At 40.3% G+C, this 17,369-nt stretch carries 12 protein-coding genes; 6 read left to right on the top strand and 6 right to left on the bottom strand.

Annotated elements, in window-relative coordinates; translation table 11 throughout:
• The first annotated feature begins 63 nt into the window (after positions 1-63).
• Positions 64-1,173, top strand: coding sequence for a macrolide transporter subunit MacA (macA, locus tag DK865_RS04575; RefSeq protein WP_109391340.1), 1,110 nt, complete (start codon positions 64-66; stop codon positions 1,171-1,173).
• Positions 1,173-3,119, top strand: coding sequence for a macrolide ABC transporter ATP-binding protein/permease MacB (macB, locus tag DK865_RS04570; protein ID WP_109391339.1), 1,947 nt, complete (start codon positions 1,173-1,175; stop codon positions 3,117-3,119). The genes macA and macB overlap by 1 nt, the downstream gene beginning before the upstream one ends.
• Positions 3,120-3,258: 139 nt before the next feature.
• Here macB and cspD read toward each other — a convergent pair whose 3' ends face one another.
• Positions 3,259-3,468: a cold shock domain-containing protein CspD gene (gene cspD, locus DK865_RS04565; protein WP_023581298.1), complete on the bottom strand. Its 210-nt coding sequence runs from the start codon at positions 3,466-3,468 to the stop codon at positions 3,259-3,261.
• Positions 3,469-3,756: 288 nt separating this feature from the next.
• Here cspD and clpS point away from each other — a divergent pair, with 288 nt between their 5' ends.
• Positions 3,757-4,071 (top strand): ATP-dependent Clp protease adapter ClpS, encoded by a 315-nt coding sequence (gene clpS / locus DK865_RS04560; RefSeq protein ID WP_023581299.1) that lies wholly within the window; start codon positions 3,757-3,759, stop codon positions 4,069-4,071.
• Between the two features lie 30 nt (positions 4,072-4,101).
• On the top strand, positions 4,102-6,393 hold the full coding sequence (clpA, locus tag DK865_RS04555) for an ATP-dependent Clp protease ATP-binding subunit ClpA (protein ID WP_109391338.1): 2,292 nt from the start codon (positions 4,102-4,104) through the stop codon (positions 6,391-6,393).
• 123 nt (positions 6,394-6,516) lie between these two features.
• Here clpA and infA read toward each other — a convergent pair whose 3' ends face one another.
• The 5 genes from infA to trxB form a co-directional block, all read right to left on the bottom strand.
• The gene (infA, locus tag DK865_RS04550; protein ID WP_004244560.1) at positions 6,517-6,735 is read right to left on the bottom strand and encodes a translation initiation factor IF-1; all 219 of its coding nucleotides are present in this window, start codon (positions 6,733-6,735) and stop codon (positions 6,517-6,519) included.
• 339 nt (positions 6,736-7,074) lie between these two features.
• Positions 7,075-7,767 (bottom strand): leucyl/phenylalanyl-tRNA--protein transferase, encoded by a 693-nt coding sequence (gene aat / locus DK865_RS04545; protein ID WP_109391337.1) that lies wholly within the window; start codon positions 7,765-7,767, stop codon positions 7,075-7,077.
• 1 nt (position 7,768) lies between these two features.
• Positions 7,769-9,520: a heme ABC transporter ATP-binding protein/permease CydC gene (gene cydC, locus DK865_RS04540; RefSeq protein ID WP_109391336.1), complete on the bottom strand. Its 1,752-nt coding sequence runs from the start codon at positions 9,518-9,520 to the stop codon at positions 7,769-7,771.
• Between the two features lie 2 nt (positions 9,521-9,522).
• Entirely contained in the window at positions 9,523-11,292 is a 1,770-nt protein-coding gene (cydD, locus tag DK865_RS04535; RefSeq protein WP_109391335.1) for a heme ABC transporter permease/ATP-binding protein CydD, read from the bottom strand.
• 140 nt (positions 11,293-11,432) lie between these two features.
• Complete coding sequence (gene trxB, locus DK865_RS04530) at positions 11,433-12,392, bottom strand: thioredoxin-disulfide reductase (RefSeq protein ID WP_023581304.1); 960 nt, start codon at positions 12,390-12,392, stop codon at positions 11,433-11,435.
• A gap of 544 nt (positions 12,393-12,936) precedes the next feature.
• On the opposite strand from trxB, the gene lrp reads away from it, so the two are divergent.
• On the top strand, positions 12,937-13,431 hold the full coding sequence (lrp, locus tag DK865_RS04525) for a leucine-responsive transcriptional regulator Lrp (protein WP_004244566.1): 495 nt from the start codon (positions 12,937-12,939) through the stop codon (positions 13,429-13,431).
• 132 nt (positions 13,432-13,563) lie between these two features.
• The gene (locus tag DK865_RS04520) at positions 13,564-17,268 is read left to right on the top strand and encodes a DNA translocase FtsK 4TM domain-containing protein (protein WP_109391334.1); all 3,705 of its coding nucleotides are present in this window, start codon (positions 13,564-13,566) and stop codon (positions 17,266-17,268) included.
• Positions 17,269-17,369: the final 101 nt, after the last annotated feature.

Here is a 17,369-nt window from a genome sequence, read left to right as displayed (position 1 = left end):
ACATTAAGTTGCAACTCAATCTCACGGCTTTTATTTAGTCTTACTGTATTAGAAGGATATTTTATGGCTTTTTTATCTTTAAAAAAGCAAGGGAAAGCGATCACCCTTATTTTGATTATAGTGGCAATTGCGGCGTATTTTTTCTGGCCGAAAGAAAATACACCTACTTATCAAACTCAAACGATCACACGCGGTGATCTGTCAAAAGAAGTTACCGCAACAGGCAAGCTTGATGCGGTGCGTAAAGTTGATGTAGGTGCGCAGGTTAGTGGTCAGCTACAAACTTTATATGTAAAAGAGGGGGATATTGTTAAAAAAGGCGATTTATTGGCGATTATTGATCCTAAAAAAGCGCAAAATGATGTCACTGAATCTCAAGAAACAAACAATGAATTAAAAGCCAACCTTCAACAAGCACAGGCTGAATTGCGTTTGGCACAATTGACATATCAGCGACAATTAAAGCTGATTGCAGCCCATGTCATTTCACAAGAAGAGCTTGATCGTACTAAAACCGATGTTGAAGTAAAAAAAGCACGTATCATTACTTATGAAGCGCAAATTAAAAAGAACCAAGCGACTTTAGATAGTGCAAAAACAAATCTGCAATATACGCGTATTACTGCACCTATGGATGGTGTTGTAACGTTTATTAAGACTCTTGAAGGTCAAACTGTGATTGCGGCGCAAGAAGCACCAACTATCTTAACTTTAGCCGATTTAGATACGATGCTGGTAAAAGCAGAAGTATCAGAGGCGGATGTTATTTATTTAAAGCCGGCACTTAGTGCTTCTTTTACGGTTTTGGGTGCACCGGATAAAGCCTTCAGCGGGGAGTTGAAAGATATTCTGCCTACACCTGAAGAAATTAATGGGGCTGTTTTTTATTATGCGCGTTTTGAAGTACCTAATGAACAGCATTTATTACGTTTACAAATGACGGCACAAGTTAAAATTCTTGTTGAAAATAAGAAAAATGTGCTTCTCGTCCCCCTTTCTGTATTAGGTGATGATGCGGGCATCAATGAATATTATGTTGATGTATTCGTTAATGGCAAACCCGAAAGACGCACCGTCAAAATAGGTATGCGTACTGATGTTTATGCAGAAGTTCTCAGCGGATTGAACGAAAACGATGAGGTTATTCTGGGTGAAACTTCAGGAGAAGCATGATGCCCGCATTATTAGAGCTCAATGAGGTTAGTCGTTTATACACCAATGGTGAAGAAGAAACCGTTGTTCTCAATAAAGTCTCATTAACGATTAATGCTGGAGAAATGGTGGCGATTATTGGCGCTTCTGGCTCTGGTAAATCGACTTTAATGAATATTTTAGGCTGTTTAGATAAACCAAGTAGCGGTGAGTATAAAGTCGCAGGTCAAAGTGTTGCGAAAATGGAAGGTGATCAACTTGCGGCATTACGCCGAGAGCATTTTGGTTTTATCTTCCAACGTTACCATTTAATGTCACATTTAAGTGCAGAACAGAATGTCGAAATTCCTGCGATTTATGCAGATAAAAATGCCACCCAAAGAAAAGAAAGAGCTCGCGAATTATTAATACGTTTAGGATTAGGTGATCGTATTGATTATCGACCTAATCAACTCTCAGGCGGTCAGCAACAGCGCGTAAGTATCGCTAGGGCATTAATGAATGGTGGTGAAGTCATTCTTGCAGATGAGCCGACAGGGGCATTGGATAGCCAGTCTGGTAAAGAGGTAATGTCTATTCTTAAGCAATTAAATGAACAAGGGCATACGGTTATTATCGTAACCCATGATCCTTTAATTGCGGCACAAGCTGAGCGAATTATAGAAATAAAAGATGGCAAGATTATTAATGATAATTACCATCAAATAACAGCAAATAAAGTTAAAAAAGAGCCCCTCCCTGTTTTAGCTTCTTCTTATTTAGAGCAAATATTTGGGCGTTTTACACAAGCATTAGATATGGCTTGGCGCGCCATGGTTGTGAATAAAGTACGCACTTTACTAACGATGCTTGGCATTATTATTGGTATAGCTTCTGTCGTTACTATTATTGTGATTGGTGATGCAGCTAAAAGCATGGTGCTGGCAGATATAAAAGCGATTGGCTCTAATACGATTGATATCTATCCGGGGAAAGATTTTGGGAGCGATTCACCCGAAGATAGACAAGCGTTAACATTACAAGATGTCTTCGCTTTAAAACAACAATCTTATGTACAAGCGGTGACACCACAAGTGCAATTTAGTACGCGATTACGCCGTGGAAACCAAGATTCGCCCGCATCTGTGACGGGTGTTAGTGATGATTATTTTACTGTGTATGCCTTGAAGTTTTCACAAGGCAGTTCATTTACAGCTGATATGATCCAGCGGCAAGCTCAAGTTGTCGTTATTGATGAAAATACGCGACAGCGTTTTTTTCCTACCAAAAAAGAGGTTATTGGTGAGCAAATCATTATACGTAATATCCCCTCGACGATTGTTGGGGTGATTGCTGAGAAAAAATCGGCTTTCGGCAATGGTAAATCGCTCAAAGTATGGATACCTTACAGTACATTAAATAGCCGTATTTTAAATCAAAGTTATCTTGATAGTATTACTGTAAGAGCAACGGAAGGTTATGATGCCAGTGTTGCGGAACAACAAATTATCCGTTTATTAACGATCAGACACGGTAAAAAAGATATTTTTACTTACAACCTTGATAGTTTTATTAAGGCTGCTGAAAGCACCACGCAAACAATGCAACTGTTTCTCACTTTAGTCGCGGTTATTTCATTAGTCGTGGGGGGAATTGGTGTCATGAATATTATGCTAGTTTCAGTGACAGAAAGAACGCGAGAAATTGGTATTAGAATGGCGGTTGGTGCCAGAGCTAGTGATGTGATGCAACAATTTCTTATAGAGTCTGTATTGGTGTGTTTAGTCGGTGGGTTACTGGGAATAGGTCTTTCATTTGGTATTGCTATGGTGGCAAGTGTGATGTTGCCTGATTGGCATTTTGTATTCCAGCCCATCGCATTAGTGAGTGCTTTTATTTGTTCGACTGCTATTGGTGTTATTTTTGGATTCTTACCAGCAAGAAGTGCAGCAAAAATGAATCCAATAGATGCCCTCGCGAGAGAATAACTCAAACCATAAGATAAAAGCCCTTAAAGATATAAAGGCTTTTATTTGAATGAATTAGGCATTCTGTTTAATTAACACTACCCAACTATTGTGAGTAAAAGGTATTTTTATTGGGTTTATCTATACTGTAAATTATCTTCTATTCGATAATAGGAATGATAAGGTCAGCATGATCACCTTTAGGTCCTTTTATCGTGCTATAATTAACTTTCTGCCCCGCTTTAAGTGTGCGGTAACCTTCCATTCTGATTGTTGAATAGTGGGCAAAAATATCATCGCCACCTTTTGCTGGGGTAATAAAACCAAAACCCTTAGCATTATTGAACCACTTTACTGTACCTGTCTCCATACTTAGCTTCTCTCATATACTTGTATTTATTTGTTTAACATCACTTTCAGTATATTTACTGAGCTGTTCATAAAACATACTCTATTTTATTGTTTCAATCGTCAAGAGGTGAAAGGGATAGAAAGTGTTTCGAGTAGATGAAATTTTGATGTAGCTAACGCTTTGTAATTTTTTGAATGTAAAAAGAAGGAATAAAAAAGCGTTGATAGGCAGACTTTCCTGTGAGATGGTAAACTAAATGTCATAATTGAAAGTGACGTTTAACAAAACTATGAGTAATGCAAAACAATGGGTCAGTTTGATTTTTTAACAGAAACAACGTTAAGGGAAGATGTTCATCAGAAAAATGAGCCACCAGCAATGTATAAGGTGATCTTGAATAATGATGATTACACCCCCATGGATTTTGTTGTAGAAGTGCTTACGATGTATTTTTTCCTTAGCGAGGAAAAAGCAACGCAAATTATGTTGGACGTTCATCATAAAGGAAAAGGAGTTTGTGGGGTTTATAGTGCGGATATTGCCGAAACAAAAGTGGCTCAAGTTAATCAGTATGCGAGAGAAAACGAATACCCACTTTTGTGCACTCTTGAACAGGCATGATCCGGTTAGTCTTTTAAGGAGGAGGTGCTTATGCTTAATCACGAATTAGAGCTGAGTCTTAATGTTGCATTCGCGAAAGCCCGTGATAACAGACACGAATTTATGACTGTAGAGCACCTGTTGTTGGCGCTATTAAGTAATAAATCGGCACGCGAAGCATTGGAAGCTTGTAAAGTCGATCTGGCAGTCTTACGCGAAGAGCTTGAAGTCTTTATTCGTAAAACAACCCCAATTCTGCCTGAAAATGTGGACAGAGAAACACAGCCAACGCTGAGTTTTCAGCGTGTATTACAGCGCGCTGTTTTTCATGTTCAATCATCAGGTAAAAATGAAGTCTCTGGTGCTAATGTGCTGGTGGCTATTTTTAGTGAACAAGAGTCTCACGCAGCTTACTTATTACGTAAACACGACGTTAGTCGCCTTGATGTCGTTAACTTTATTTCTCATGGCATTTCAAAAGAAGATCAACAAAACGAAGATCTTTCTGACATGAATGATATGAACGCACAATCTCAGCAAGAGATGCCTCAAGGTGACGATCATATGGATAATTTTACCACTAACCTTAATCAGTTAGCGCGCCAAGGTAAAATTGATCCCCTAATTGGGCGTCAAGCTGAATTAGAACGAACAATCCAAGTATTATGCCGTCGTCGCAAAAATAACCCATTATTAGTGGGGGAATCGGGTGTCGGTAAAACAGCTATCGCAGAAGGGCTTGCATGGCGTATTGAGCAAGAAGATGTCCCTGATGTGATGAAAGGTTACACCATTTACTCACTCGATATTGGTTCGTTATTAGCTGGAACAAAATATCGTGGTGATTTCGAAAAACGGTTTAAGGCGTTATTGAAAACCCTCGAAAAAGATGAAAAAAGCATCTTATTTATTGATGAGATCCACACCATCATTGGTGCAGGAGCGGCATCAGGGGGACAAGTTGATGCGGCAAACCTAATTAAGCCATTGTTATCTGGTGGTCGAATTCGCGTTATAGGCTCTACAACTTATCAAGAGTTTAGCAATATCTTTGAAAAAGACAGAGCGCTCGCGCGTCGTTTCCAAAAAATTGATGTGACTGAGCCCTCACCAGAAGAGACGGTTTTGATCATCAAAGGATTGCGCCAGAAATACGAAACGCACCATGACGTCCGTTATACGAATAAAGCTATTCAGGCTGCAGTGGACTTATCAGTTAAATACATTACTGATAGACATCTACCTGATAAAGCGATTGATGTTATCGACGAAGCAGGCGCAAAAACACGTTTAGTTGCACCAAGCAAACGTAAAAAAACCATTAATGTCTCAGATATTGAGTCTGTTGTGGCTAAAATTGCACGTATCCCTGAAAAAACAGTTTCTAGCAGCGATAAATCAATACTGAAAAATCTTGATAACCAATTAAAAATGTTGGTATTCGGTCAGGATCAAGCAATTCAAGCCTTGTCTGAAGCGATTAAAATGAGTCGTGCCGGATTAAGTCAAGATAATAAACCCGTCGGATCATTCTTATTTGCAGGTCCTACTGGGGTAGGTAAAACAGAAGTCACTGTACAGTTAGCCAAAGCGTTGAATGTGAAACTACTACGCTTTGATATGTCAGAGTATATGGAAAGACATACAGTGAGTCGTTTAATTGGTGCTCCTCCTGGTTATGTTGGTTTTGACCAAGGTGGGTTATTAACAGACGCTGTTATTAAAAATCCATATTCTGTTGTGTTACTTGATGAAATTGAGAAAGCACATCCTGATGTATTCAATATCCTGCTACAGGTAATGGATAACGGTACATTAACAGATAACAACGGTCGTAAAGCTGATTTTCGTAATGTTATATTAGTCATGACAACTAATGCGGGGGTGCGTGAAACGCAACGTAAATCGATTGGGTTTACAGAGCAAGATAACAGCACTGATGCAATGGCCGAAATCAAAAAAGCCTTCTCACCAGAGTTCCGTAACCGTTTAGATAGTATTATTTGGTTTAATGCATTATCACCAGAAATTATCTCGATGGTTGTGGATAAATTTATTGTCGAATTACAAGTGCAGTTAGATGATAAAGGGGTATCGCTAGAAGTTAGCCAAGAAGCACGCCAATGGCTGTGTGATAAAGGTTATGACAAAGCGATGGGCGCAAGACCAATGGCTCGTGTTATTCAAGAAAACTTGAAAAAACCATTAGCTAACGAGATTTTATTTGGTTCGCTTGTTAATGGTGGTTCAGTTTCTGTCACACTTGATAAGTTGGCAGGCAAATTGAATTATGAGTTTGTTAGCCAAGAGAAATTAGCCAAGAAGGAAGATACCGTTATCTAAGGATAGCGGTTAATCTTACTAAGCTATAAAAGCATACACCACAGGTGAGCATCAATAAATGCCTTGCCTGTGGTGTTTTTTTTCACCCGTTATATGACAATAGCGGGAGAGAACAGATTGGGATCAACGGCTACGGAAGATGATACGGCCTTTGCTCAGGTCATATGGGGTCAGCTCAACGGTAACCTTGTCGCCTGTCAGGATACGAATATAGTTTTTACGCATTTTTCCTGAGATATGAGCGGTAACGACGTGTCCGTTTTCTAATTCTACGCGGAACATCGTGTTTGGCAGAGTATCCAGTACAGTGCCTTGCATTTCAATGTTGTCTTCTTTGGCCATCTAATCCTCTAAGTTTTAATAACCATATTTTTTAAACGGCAAGATAATGCCGAAAATATTGTCCTATGTAAAGGAATGTTATTGAGTAGCAATGGTGTTCGCCTTGCTATTGCACTTAACATCCTTACCGCAACTTGCGTTTTACTTTGCTAAAGTAAAAGTAATAACAGAAGTCGTAATTCTTTATTTTGTGGTATTTGTAGCAATAAAATAACAGCACCCTAACCACATAATGGGTGTGTAAGATAAAATTTTTGTATAAACCTTTTTGCATAAATAACAGAATGGCATTCTCGATTCTGTCTTAAATAAGAAGGGCTTTACAAAAACAAGCAGTGATTATAATTCCAACGATTGCTGATACCAACACTTTTTATCAATAATCACTTTTTTCCAACGTGATAACGCAACTAAATAATGTTCACGTGAAATCTCAGTAGCACCTAACGAGGCAGTATGAGAGTTTAGCACCTGACAATCAAATAGTTGACCCCCATAACGAAGAAAATGGTTATAAAAAGCAATAAAGGCACATTTAGAGGCGTTATCTCTACGGCTAAACATAGATTCGCCACAAAAAATGGCGCCTATGTTTACACCATATAAGCCACCAACGAGCTCATCACCTTCCCAAACCTCAACAGAATGAGCTTCACCTTGTTGATGGAGCGCTTCATAACCCGCTTTTATATCAGAGCCTATCCACGTTCCTTCTTCACGTACAGAACATGCCTCAATAACGGAAGCAAAGGCATGATTTAACGTAATTTTATAAGGTTGGTGCCGAATAAATTTACGTAAACTGCGCCCAATATGCAAATCACCTGCCAATAAAACAGCTCTTGGGTCGGGTGACCACCATAATGGTTCTTCATTAGGGAAATACCAAGGAAAAATACCCGATTGATATGCAACACGTAATCGTGAAAGGGAGATTTCTCCCCCTATCGCTAACAAACCATTAGGCTCTTTTAACGCTAAATGAGGTTCTGGAAAATCCAAATCACTATCATCTAATTGAAACAACGGCATATTATGCCTCGTGAGTTGGTGTTAATAGAGCCTGTCTTTGATGAAATTTAGCATAATGCCCCTGTTGTTGTAACAACGAAGCATGAGTGCCTGTTTCAACGATTTTTCCGCCATCCATAACGCAAATTTTATCCATTTTATCTAAACCGTGAAGTCGATGAGTGATCATTAATACGGCTTTACCTTGGCAATGTTGATGTAAGAGCGCAAGGATCTGCTGTTCTGTATCAGCATCAAGGCCTTCTGTTGGCTCATCAAGCAATACAAGAGGTGCATTGTGGAGTAGGGCTCTTGCAAGTCCTAAACGTCGCTGCTCGCCACCAGAGAGCTGTCTGCCACCATCACCCATCCATGCATTTAAGCCTTCATCATTTTCAAGGAGTTGTCCAAGTCCCACTTGCTGAAGAACATGTTTAAGTTCTTCATCTGTTGCTTGCTCTTTCGCCATCAATAGATTTTCTCTTAATGTGTGGCTAAAAACATGAACCCGTTGAGGGACAACTGACATCATTGAACGTAATGTTGCTTCATCATAATCAGCAATAGGTAAATGATTTAAGCTGATAGTGCCGTGAGTCGGATCAAATGCGCGATTGATCAACTGTAATAGTGTCGATTTACCACAACCTGTTTTTCCTAATAAGGCAATGTGTTGTCCAGCCTCAATTGTTAAATCAACATGATTGATGACTTGCATGGGTTGGCTTGGATAAGTAAAGCAAATATTATGCATTGTCAGTGTGGCACGATTATTTGTTTCGCCTCCTTTTTCAGGAAAAGTGACATCAGGCTTTTGCTCAATTAAATGAGAAATACGTGTTGCTGATGTCATCACTTGCCCTAAATGTTGGAATGCGACAGTAACAGGCGCTAATGACTCAAATGCTGCCAATGCACAGAACGTAAATAAGGCAATTAACGCTTCAGGCATAAAACTATTATCGATACCGCCAGCCGCCAGCCATAGAATTAATGTTGCTGTTAGGCCTGATGCGAGGATCATTAAAGATTGCGATAAACCAGTTAAGTTTGCTTGTTGTGCTTGTCTACGTAACCATTTAGTTTCAAGTTGCGCCAAATTTTGTCTAAAGCGAGGTAATGCGCCGAAAACAGTGAGTTCGGCTTGTCCTTGCAACATGCTGGTTAATACTGTGCGATATTGACCTCGTAAATCGGTGAGATCACGACCAATAGGTTTACCTGCGTAGTAAAATACGAAAGGCAAAACAATCAGCAGGGTAAGCATAATGCCACCTAGCGTATTAGCTAAACGAGCATCGATTAAACCAAGGCCAAACATAATTGCCATAATGACAACAAAAGCGGCAATGATTGGTGAAATAACGCGAATATAAAGGTGATCGAGTGTTTCAACATCAGCAACTAAGCGGTTCAGTAACTCACCTTGACGAAAACGTGCAATTCCACCTGGTGAAAGAGGGAGGATCTTTTTAAAGGTGAATACACGCAGGTGCGACAATACGCGAAATGTTGCGTCATGGCTAACAAGCCTTTCAAAATAACGACCCGCAGTACGAAAAATTGCCGCACCTCGAACACCCGCTGCGGGTAGCATATAGTTAAAACTATAAATACCCGCAAAACCGGCAAGAGATGTCCCTGCTAAAAACCAGCCTGATAGTGTTAAAAGGCCAATACTCGCCAGTAAAGTTAGAATAGCAAGTATAATTCCCAGCAATAACATAAACCAGTGACGGCGATAGAGTGCAAGAAAAGGAAGCAATACTCTCATGATTAAAGTTCCTCTTTACGATGAGCAAGAAGGCGAGCAAAAGTACCATTCTGCTGGCTTAACGATGCATAAGTGCCCGTTTCAATAATTTGACCTTTTTCCATCACCCAAATTTGGTCGTAACCTAATGTCTCTTCGAGAAGATGAGTAATAAGCAAGGTCGTTTGATTTAATGAGGCGTTATTAAGTGCATGCATAACACGTTGTTCACTATGAGAATCTAGGCTTGCAGCAGGCTCATCTAATAACAAAAATTGACAAGGTGACAATAAAGCACGAGCAACAGCAATACGCTGAGCTTGACCAACAGAAAGACGTGCAGCGCTATCGCCAATAATCGTATTTAAGCCATCAGGTAACTCATTAATAAAATCGCTGACATAGGCTTTTTCAATGGCAAGATTGATTTGTTCATCGCTAGCATTAGGTTTGCTTAAGCGAATATTATCTAGCAAGGTTTGTTCTGGTAAATTCGGATTTTGACCAACCCAGCTTAAACATTGACGCCATGCTTCAGGCGAGAGTTGCGTCAATTCAACACCATTTACTTTTAATGAGCCACGATAAGGTAAAAAGCCAAGTAGCGCATTTAATAACGAGCTTTTGCCTGCACCACTTAGACCCACAATCGCAATTCGTTGCTTAGGATTAATGGTAAAGTTTAATGGACCTGCGAGTTTTACACCTTGATGAGATAGAATTTCTAGCTCATGAGCTGTTATCTCAATACCTTCTGTTGTATTGATGCGCTCATTACCTGTGAATTGTGGTTTTTCACCTTCAGCTTTTAAGAATTCAACCAGAGATTCAGCAGCGCCAATGGCTTGTGCTTTGGCATGATAGTAAGTTCCTAAATCACGCAAAGGTTGGAAAAATTCAGGCGCTAAGATCAGCGCTAAGAAGCCTGAGAAAAGTGTGACCCCTAAACCATAACTACCGAAATTAAGTTCACCTAAGTAAGAAAAACCAAAGTAAACAGCCACAACAGCGATAGAAACAGCAGTAAAGAATTCCAATACGCCTGATGAAAGGAATGCCATTCTGAGCACTTCCATTGTACGTTTGCGGAAGTCCTCAGTTGCTTCAGTAATCTGTTTAACTTCTGCATGACCACGGTTAAATAACCGTAATGTATCTAATCCTCTTAACCTATCAAGAAAGTTACCACTTAAACGACCTAATGCGAGGAAGTTTCTACGGTTAGCATCTGCTGCACCTAATCCAACTAACGCCATAAAGAGTGGGATTAGTGGGGCAGTGAAAAATAGGATCAAGCCAGCAGCCCAGTTAACAGGGAAGAGGGTGACAAGGATAAGAATCGGCACAATAGTAGAAAGATACATCTGCGGAATATAACGCGCATAGTAATCTTGCATATCTTCTATTTGCTCTAGAATAATTGTTGCCCAACTCCCAGCGGGTTTACCTTTAACCCAAACAGGACCTAGTTCTTCAAGTCTATCAAGAACAATTTTACGTATTTGTTGCCTGACCGCCATACCACAGCGATAGCCCACACGCTCTCGTATCGCCATCACCACAGCGCGCAAGATAAAAATACCAATAAGGGTGAGAAAGGTAGGTATATGCGTATCACGATTCATACTGTCCATGATAAACGCTTGAAGTAAAACAGCTAATAACCATGCTTGTGCAATAATTAATAAACCGCTTACAACACCTAGGATCATTGATAGCCGTAGCCATCGACGGGCTGGAGCACTTTGCTGTTTCAGCCATCGAACCAATTCACTTTGTTTAGTTTTATCCATAAGAAAAGATTCAAATCTGCAGGTGAGATACAAAGTATCAGAAAGGCCAAGGTAAGTAGTTATACGCTTTGGCAACCAGGCTAGTATGTTACATGGTAAAAGGCGCTACTGAAATAGCGCCTTGAAAGGAAGTGAGGATTTTAGTTGGATTTTAGTGCGTCTAAGTAACGTTCTGCATCTAAAGCCGCCATACAACCTGTACCTGCGGAGGTAATTGCTTGACGATAAATGTGATCCATGACGTCACCTGCGGCAAAAACACCCTCGATAGAGGTTTGTGTTGCATTACCTTGCGTCCCTGATTGTACTTTGATGTAACCATTGTCTAATTCTAATTGACCATCAAAAATAGCGGTATTAGGGCTATGACCAATCGCAATAAAGACGCCCATAACATCTAACTCTTCGGTTTTATCGCTCTTAGTATCTTTTAAACGAACTTTTGTGACACCCATATCATCGCCCAGAACTTCATCTAAGGTACGATCAGTATGCAAAATAATATTGCCACTGTTGACTTTGTCCATTAGGCGGTTAATTAAGATCTTTTCAGAACGGAAAGAATCACGGCGGTGGATCAGATGAACTTCTGATGCGATATTTGCTAAATAAAGCGCTTCTTCCACAGCGGTATTTCCGCCACCGACAACAGCCACTTTTTGGTTACGATAGAAAAATCCGTCACATGTTGCACAAGCCGAAACGCCTCGGCCTTTAAAAGATTCTTCTGAAGGTAAACCGATATAACGTGCAGAAGCACCTGTTGCGATAATTAATGCATCACAAGTATATTCTTGCTCATCACCAAATAGGCGAAATGGACGGTTTTTCAGATCGACTTTATTAATATGGTCAGAGATAATCTCTGTATTAAATTTTTCAGCGTGCTGAAACATGCGGTCCATTAATCCAGGACCTGTTAGCCCCTCAGGGTCACCGGGCCAGTTTTCGACTTCTGTTGTCGTAGTCAGCTGACCGCCTTTTTCAACACCCGTAATCAGTACTGGTTCTAAGTTTGCTCTTGCAGCATAAACGGCGGCGGTATAACCCGCAGGACCAGAACCTAAAATAATAAGTTTGCTATGTTTGATGGTGCTCATGTATACCTCATCTCTGATTAGGCGTGATGCGAATTGAGGGATTGTAGGAGAAATAAGACGTTAAAAAAAGCCAATGACGAGAAATAGACAGAATATTTTAGCTATTTTAGCAATAGTTAATACTAATATAGTTTAATAATTATAGAGTTATATTGGGCTAACATCATCGAATTAACCTGAAACATTTTGCTTTACAATTGATGTTTATCTTGCGTATATAGAGAATAACATAGCGCCTTGTTCTGATTTTTACTCATTTGCTTTGACAATCCGCTGTACATTTGCGAAAACATGATTGTTAAAGATAATTATCCTCGGATGTTATACGTATTATTTTTTAGACAGGCAGGGTATAGGATAGTTATTTTGCGGTATTTGCTAATGAGTATTTGGATAAAATAGAACTTTTATCTGGTATTAAAAGAAAATAGATTGGTAGTTTGCTCTGACCGTTTGATACCGAAGTTTCGACAGTGATGCTGAAGGTGTACAGGTATGGGTATAGGAAAATAAAGTAAGAGAAAAAGAGAAAGAGAGTATAGAGATGATTGATAATAAAAAACGTCCGGGTAAAGATCTTGATAGAATAGACCGGAATATTCTAAATGAGCTTCAAAAAGATGGTCGTATTTCGAACGTTGAGCTATCTAAACGTGTAGGTTTATCACCAACACCTTGTTTAGAGCGTGTACGTCGTTTAGAACGCCAAGGATTTATTTCTGGTTATACTGCACTGTTAAACCCACATTACTTAGATGCATCATTATTAGTATTCGTGGAAATCACATTAAATCGTGGTGCACCAGATGTTTTTGAACAATTCAATATGGCTGTTCAAAAACTTGAAGAAATCCAAGAATGTCATTTAGTTTCTGGTGATTTTGACTATCTGTTGAAAACTCGTGTACCTGATATGTCCGCTTACCGTAAATTACTTGGTGAAACACTGTTACGTCTTCCTGGTGTTAATGACACACGTACATACGTGGTTATGGAAGAAGTTAAACAGAGTAACCGCCTAGTAATTAAAACTCGCTAAGCCAACTTAATAGGTTGGTGCAAAGCAGGAAAAAGTTAGGTACACTCCTGTTTATGCATACAGTTTCAACGCTGGGATATCTCAGCGTTGTTCCGTTTTAATTCACCCTAAGTTAAACCTGGAGAGCCCTCTTTGAGCCAGGAATATACAGAAGATAAAAATATTCGTTTAACAAAGATAAGCAATCGCCGCCGTATCTGGGAAGCTATTCTCATCCTCATCGGCATTGGCGCTGTCTTTTTAATGGTTGCATTACTTAGCTTTCATCCCTCTGATCCTAGCTGGTCACAAACCACTTGGAATGAGCCTATTCAAAATTTAGGCGGTAGTATCGGAGCATGGTTAGCTGATATTCTGTTTTCTGCATTTGGTTTACTGGCCTATGCAATTCCTGTCGTCGTGGTTTTTGGGTGCTGGAATTCTCTGCGCTATCAACAAAACCGTGAATATACCGACTTCTTTTCTCTTGCACTTCGCACGATTGGCGCTTTGGCTCTGATCTTTACCTCTTGTGCACTGGCTGATCTTAATTTTGATGATATCTATAATTTCAGCTCTGGTGGTGTTATTGGTAGTTTGTTTAGCAAAGCCCTATTACCATGGTTTAATGTTTTAGGTGCTACTCTTGCTCTTTTATCTGTTTGGGCAATTGGTTTCACACTATTTACCGGCTGGTCTTGGTTAACAATCACAGAAAAAATAGGTGCGGTTATTTTAGGAAGTGTTGGTTTTATTACCAATAGAGGCAAAAATGAAGCTGATTACGAGGATGAAGAAGAAGAGGATGATACTCAAGATGTTGTTACAGAACTAACTGAAAATTCAAATCAAAAAGACAATCAGCAATCTGAATTAGCAACAGAAGAGAGTGATGATATTTTATTTTCTGCGCCTTCAGCACTTGAACTCGCTCGTCAGCAAGAGATAGACACAGTAGTATCCGAAGCAGAACAAGAAGATGATTTGCCCTCTTTCTCTGCAACAAATGACATAGCAAATGCACATGCGCAAACATTGACGCAAACTGATCCTCTTGTGTCAGCAACGGTTTCACAACCTACTCATACAGAGGAAGAACCAGAACATTACCGTTTTGATATTCCAGACGCATTCTTGAAAAAAGAAGCACAATCAGAAGCCAAGGCGCCTCAACATTCCGCTTACTCAATACCCGAAGAGAATACACCTTCTGTAATGCCGTTCGAGAACGCACCTATTGCACAACCGTCGTCTGTATCAACAGAGAGTTTGCCTGCGAGAACTGAACCTACATTCTCGCTAGCACCTGATGCCGAGCCTTTAACACAAGCGGCTACGGTGACTTCAGGTGTGGCGACGAGTGCTCTTGTTAGTCATGGTGCTCAAGTTAAACAAGGATTAGGCCCTGAATTACCACGCCCAAATCCAGTGCGATTGCCAACACGTCGTGAGCTTTATGGCATTCATATACCTTCACAACGTGAAGCGGAATTGCGCCGTCGTGAGGAAGCCGCTCAATCTGAGCCTGAAGATGAGTTAGCGGATATTCAAGAACAAGCCAATTTCGAACAAGAGTTGCGTCAGCAGTTCCTTGAACAGCAACGTGAACGTTATGGTGAGAGTGATGATCCTGACGATATTATTGGATCTCATCAGCCAAGCATTACAACACCAATATCTTCATTTAATCACCAACAAGATGATTATCATGATGAACCAACGGTGACCGCGAATACGTTTTCTTCCATAGAAGAGAATAGCAATGATATTGATGAAGATGAGCAATATCAGCAACAATTAGCCGCACAATTTAAGCAACAATTGCAGGATCGCTATGGTGATGATGTTTCGTTAGATGATGACGAAGATGACGTTTTACCTCAAATATCAACACCAGCACCTTCATTGCAAGCAACAACGGGTTATCAACCTCATATTCAACATTCATTTGCTTCACAATCAGCGCAACCAACGCAAACCATTGAGAAAAAAGTTGAATACCCAGCAAGCAATGCATTTTTACAAATTTCGCCTCGTGATGAAGAAGAGGAAGAGTACAGCCCTAAAATTGAGTTAGAAAGAGAGCTCACCGCATTAGAGGCATTTTCGCCAATTGATGATCTATTGGATGAAGATCCGATAGAGCCAGTATTTACACCGATTGTTTCAGAACCTGTTACGCCACAAGTTGCACCTCAAGCTGCATCGCAATTACGTATTGAGCCACAGCCGAATATGGCTCAGCATTTTGCACAGCAACAGCAACAGCAACAGCAACAGCAACAGCAACAGCAACAGCAACAGCAACAGCAACAGCAATCTTTAATTCATCCGTTATTAATGCGCAATGATAGACCGTTGCAAAAGCCAACAACACCAATGCCTTCTCTGGATCTACTTACAACGCCACCAGTAGAAGATGAGCCTGTTGATATGTTTGAGCTTGAGCGTATTGGTAAACTTATTGAAGCACGTCTTAATGATTATCGTGTCAAAGCCAAAGTGGTTGGTATTTCACCGGGGCCTGTTATCACTCGTTTTGAACTTGAACTTGCGCCAGGTGTAAAAGCTGCACGCATATCAAATTTATCACGTGACTTAGCGCGTTCATTGTCTGCTATTGCGGTACGTATTGTTGAAGTTATTCCAGGGAAACCTTATGTAGGACTGGAATTACCTAACAAAAAACGTCAAACCGTATATATGCGTGAATTGTTAGATAGCGATGCATTCCGTGATAGCCGTTCTCCATTGACGGTGGTTTTAGGTAAAGATATTGGTGGTCAGCCAGTTGTTGCCAATCTGGCTAAAATGCCTCACTTACTTGTTGCCGGTACCACAGGTTCAGGTAAATCTGTCGGTGTGAATGCGATGATCATCAGCATTCTCTATAAAGCGAAACCAGAAGATGTTCGCTTTATTATGATTGACCCTAAAATGCTTGAGCTTTCGGTTTATGAAGGTATTCCGCATCTTCTTACAGAAGTCGTTACCGACATGAAAGATGCCGCAAGTGCTTTACGTTGGAGTGTGGCTGAAATGGAACGCCGTTATAAACTCATGTCAGCATTAGGTGTGCGTAATCTCGCAGGTTATAACGAAAAAATTAAAGAAGCTGAAGCAATGGCGCGTCCTATTCCTGATCCATTCTGGAAACCAAGTGACAGCATGGCAACAGAAATACCAACGTTAGAAAAAGAGCCTTATATTGTTGTTGTCGTTGATGAATTTGCTGATTTAATGATGACAGCAGGCAAGAAAGTTGAAGAACTGATCGCTCGCTTAGCACAAAAAGCGCGAGCTGCGGGTATTCACCTTGTACTTGCTACACAAAGACCTTCCGTTGATATTATTACCGGTTTAATTAAAGCCAATATTCCGAGCCGTATCGCCTTTACTGTATCGAGTAAAATCGACTCCCGAACTATCTTAGACCAAGGTGGTGCAGAGTCATTATTAGGTATGGGGGATATGCTTTATGCACCGAATGGCTTTGTTCCTGAGCGTGTTCACGGCGCTTTTGTTAGTGATGATGAAGTACATGCTGTGGCAACTGACTGGAAAGCACGAGGTCGTCCTCAATATATTGAAGCTATCACAAAATGTGGCGAAGAAGGTGAAGGCAATAGTGGTGGTGGATATGATGATGGTGAAGAGCTTGATCCGTTATTTGACCAAGCTGTAGAATTTGTGGTTGAAAAACAACGCGTTTCTATTTCTGGGGTACAACGTCAATTTAGAATTGGTTATAACCGTGCTGCAAGAATTGTGGAACAGATGGAAATGCAAGGGATCGTGAGTGCGCCAAACCACAACAATACACGTGATGTACTTTCACCACCGCCTTCAGATATGTAATATCTTGAAAACACAGTTATCAGCTAATGAGATAGCATGGTAATCTGCACCACATCATCAATAATTTATACGCCGACATTATGTCGGCGTTATCTCATGCC

Source organism: Proteus cibi (assembly GCF_003144405.1).
Taxonomy (GTDB): Bacteria; Pseudomonadota; Gammaproteobacteria; order Enterobacterales; family Enterobacteriaceae; genus Proteus; species Proteus cibi.
This window is presented reverse-complemented; position numbering and strand designations above follow the sequence as displayed.

Coding starts and splice junctions, on each gene's coding strand:
- macA (WP_109391340.1), top strand. CDS start 64: ATGGCTTTTTTATCTTTAAAAAAGCAAGGGAAAGCGATCACCCTTATT.
- macB (WP_109391339.1), top strand. CDS start 1,173: ATGCCCGCATTATTAGAGCTCAATGAGGTTAGTCGTTTATACACCAAT.
- cspD (WP_023581298.1), bottom strand. CDS start 3,468: ATGGAGACAGGTACAGTAAAGTGGTTCAATAATGCTAAGGGTTTTGGT.
- clpS (WP_023581299.1), top strand. CDS start 3,757: ATGGGTCAGTTTGATTTTTTAACAGAAACAACGTTAAGGGAAGATGTT.
- clpA (WP_109391338.1), top strand. CDS start 4,102: ATGCTTAATCACGAATTAGAGCTGAGTCTTAATGTTGCATTCGCGAAA.
- infA (WP_004244560.1), bottom strand. CDS start 6,735: ATGGCCAAAGAAGACAACATTGAAATGCAAGGCACTGTACTGGATACT.
- aat (WP_109391337.1), bottom strand. CDS start 7,767: ATGCCGTTGTTTCAATTAGATGATAGTGATTTGGATTTTCCAGAACCT.
- cydC (WP_109391336.1), bottom strand. CDS start 9,520: ATGAGAGTATTGCTTCCTTTTCTTGCACTCTATCGCCGTCACTGGTTT.
- cydD (WP_109391335.1), bottom strand. CDS start 11,292: ATGGATAAAACTAAACAAAGTGAATTGGTTCGATGGCTGAAACAGCAA.
- trxB (WP_023581304.1), bottom strand. CDS start 12,392: ATGAGCACCATCAAACATAGCAAACTTATTATTTTAGGTTCTGGTCCT.
- lrp (WP_004244566.1), top strand. CDS start 12,937: ATGATTGATAATAAAAAACGTCCGGGTAAAGATCTTGATAGAATAGAC.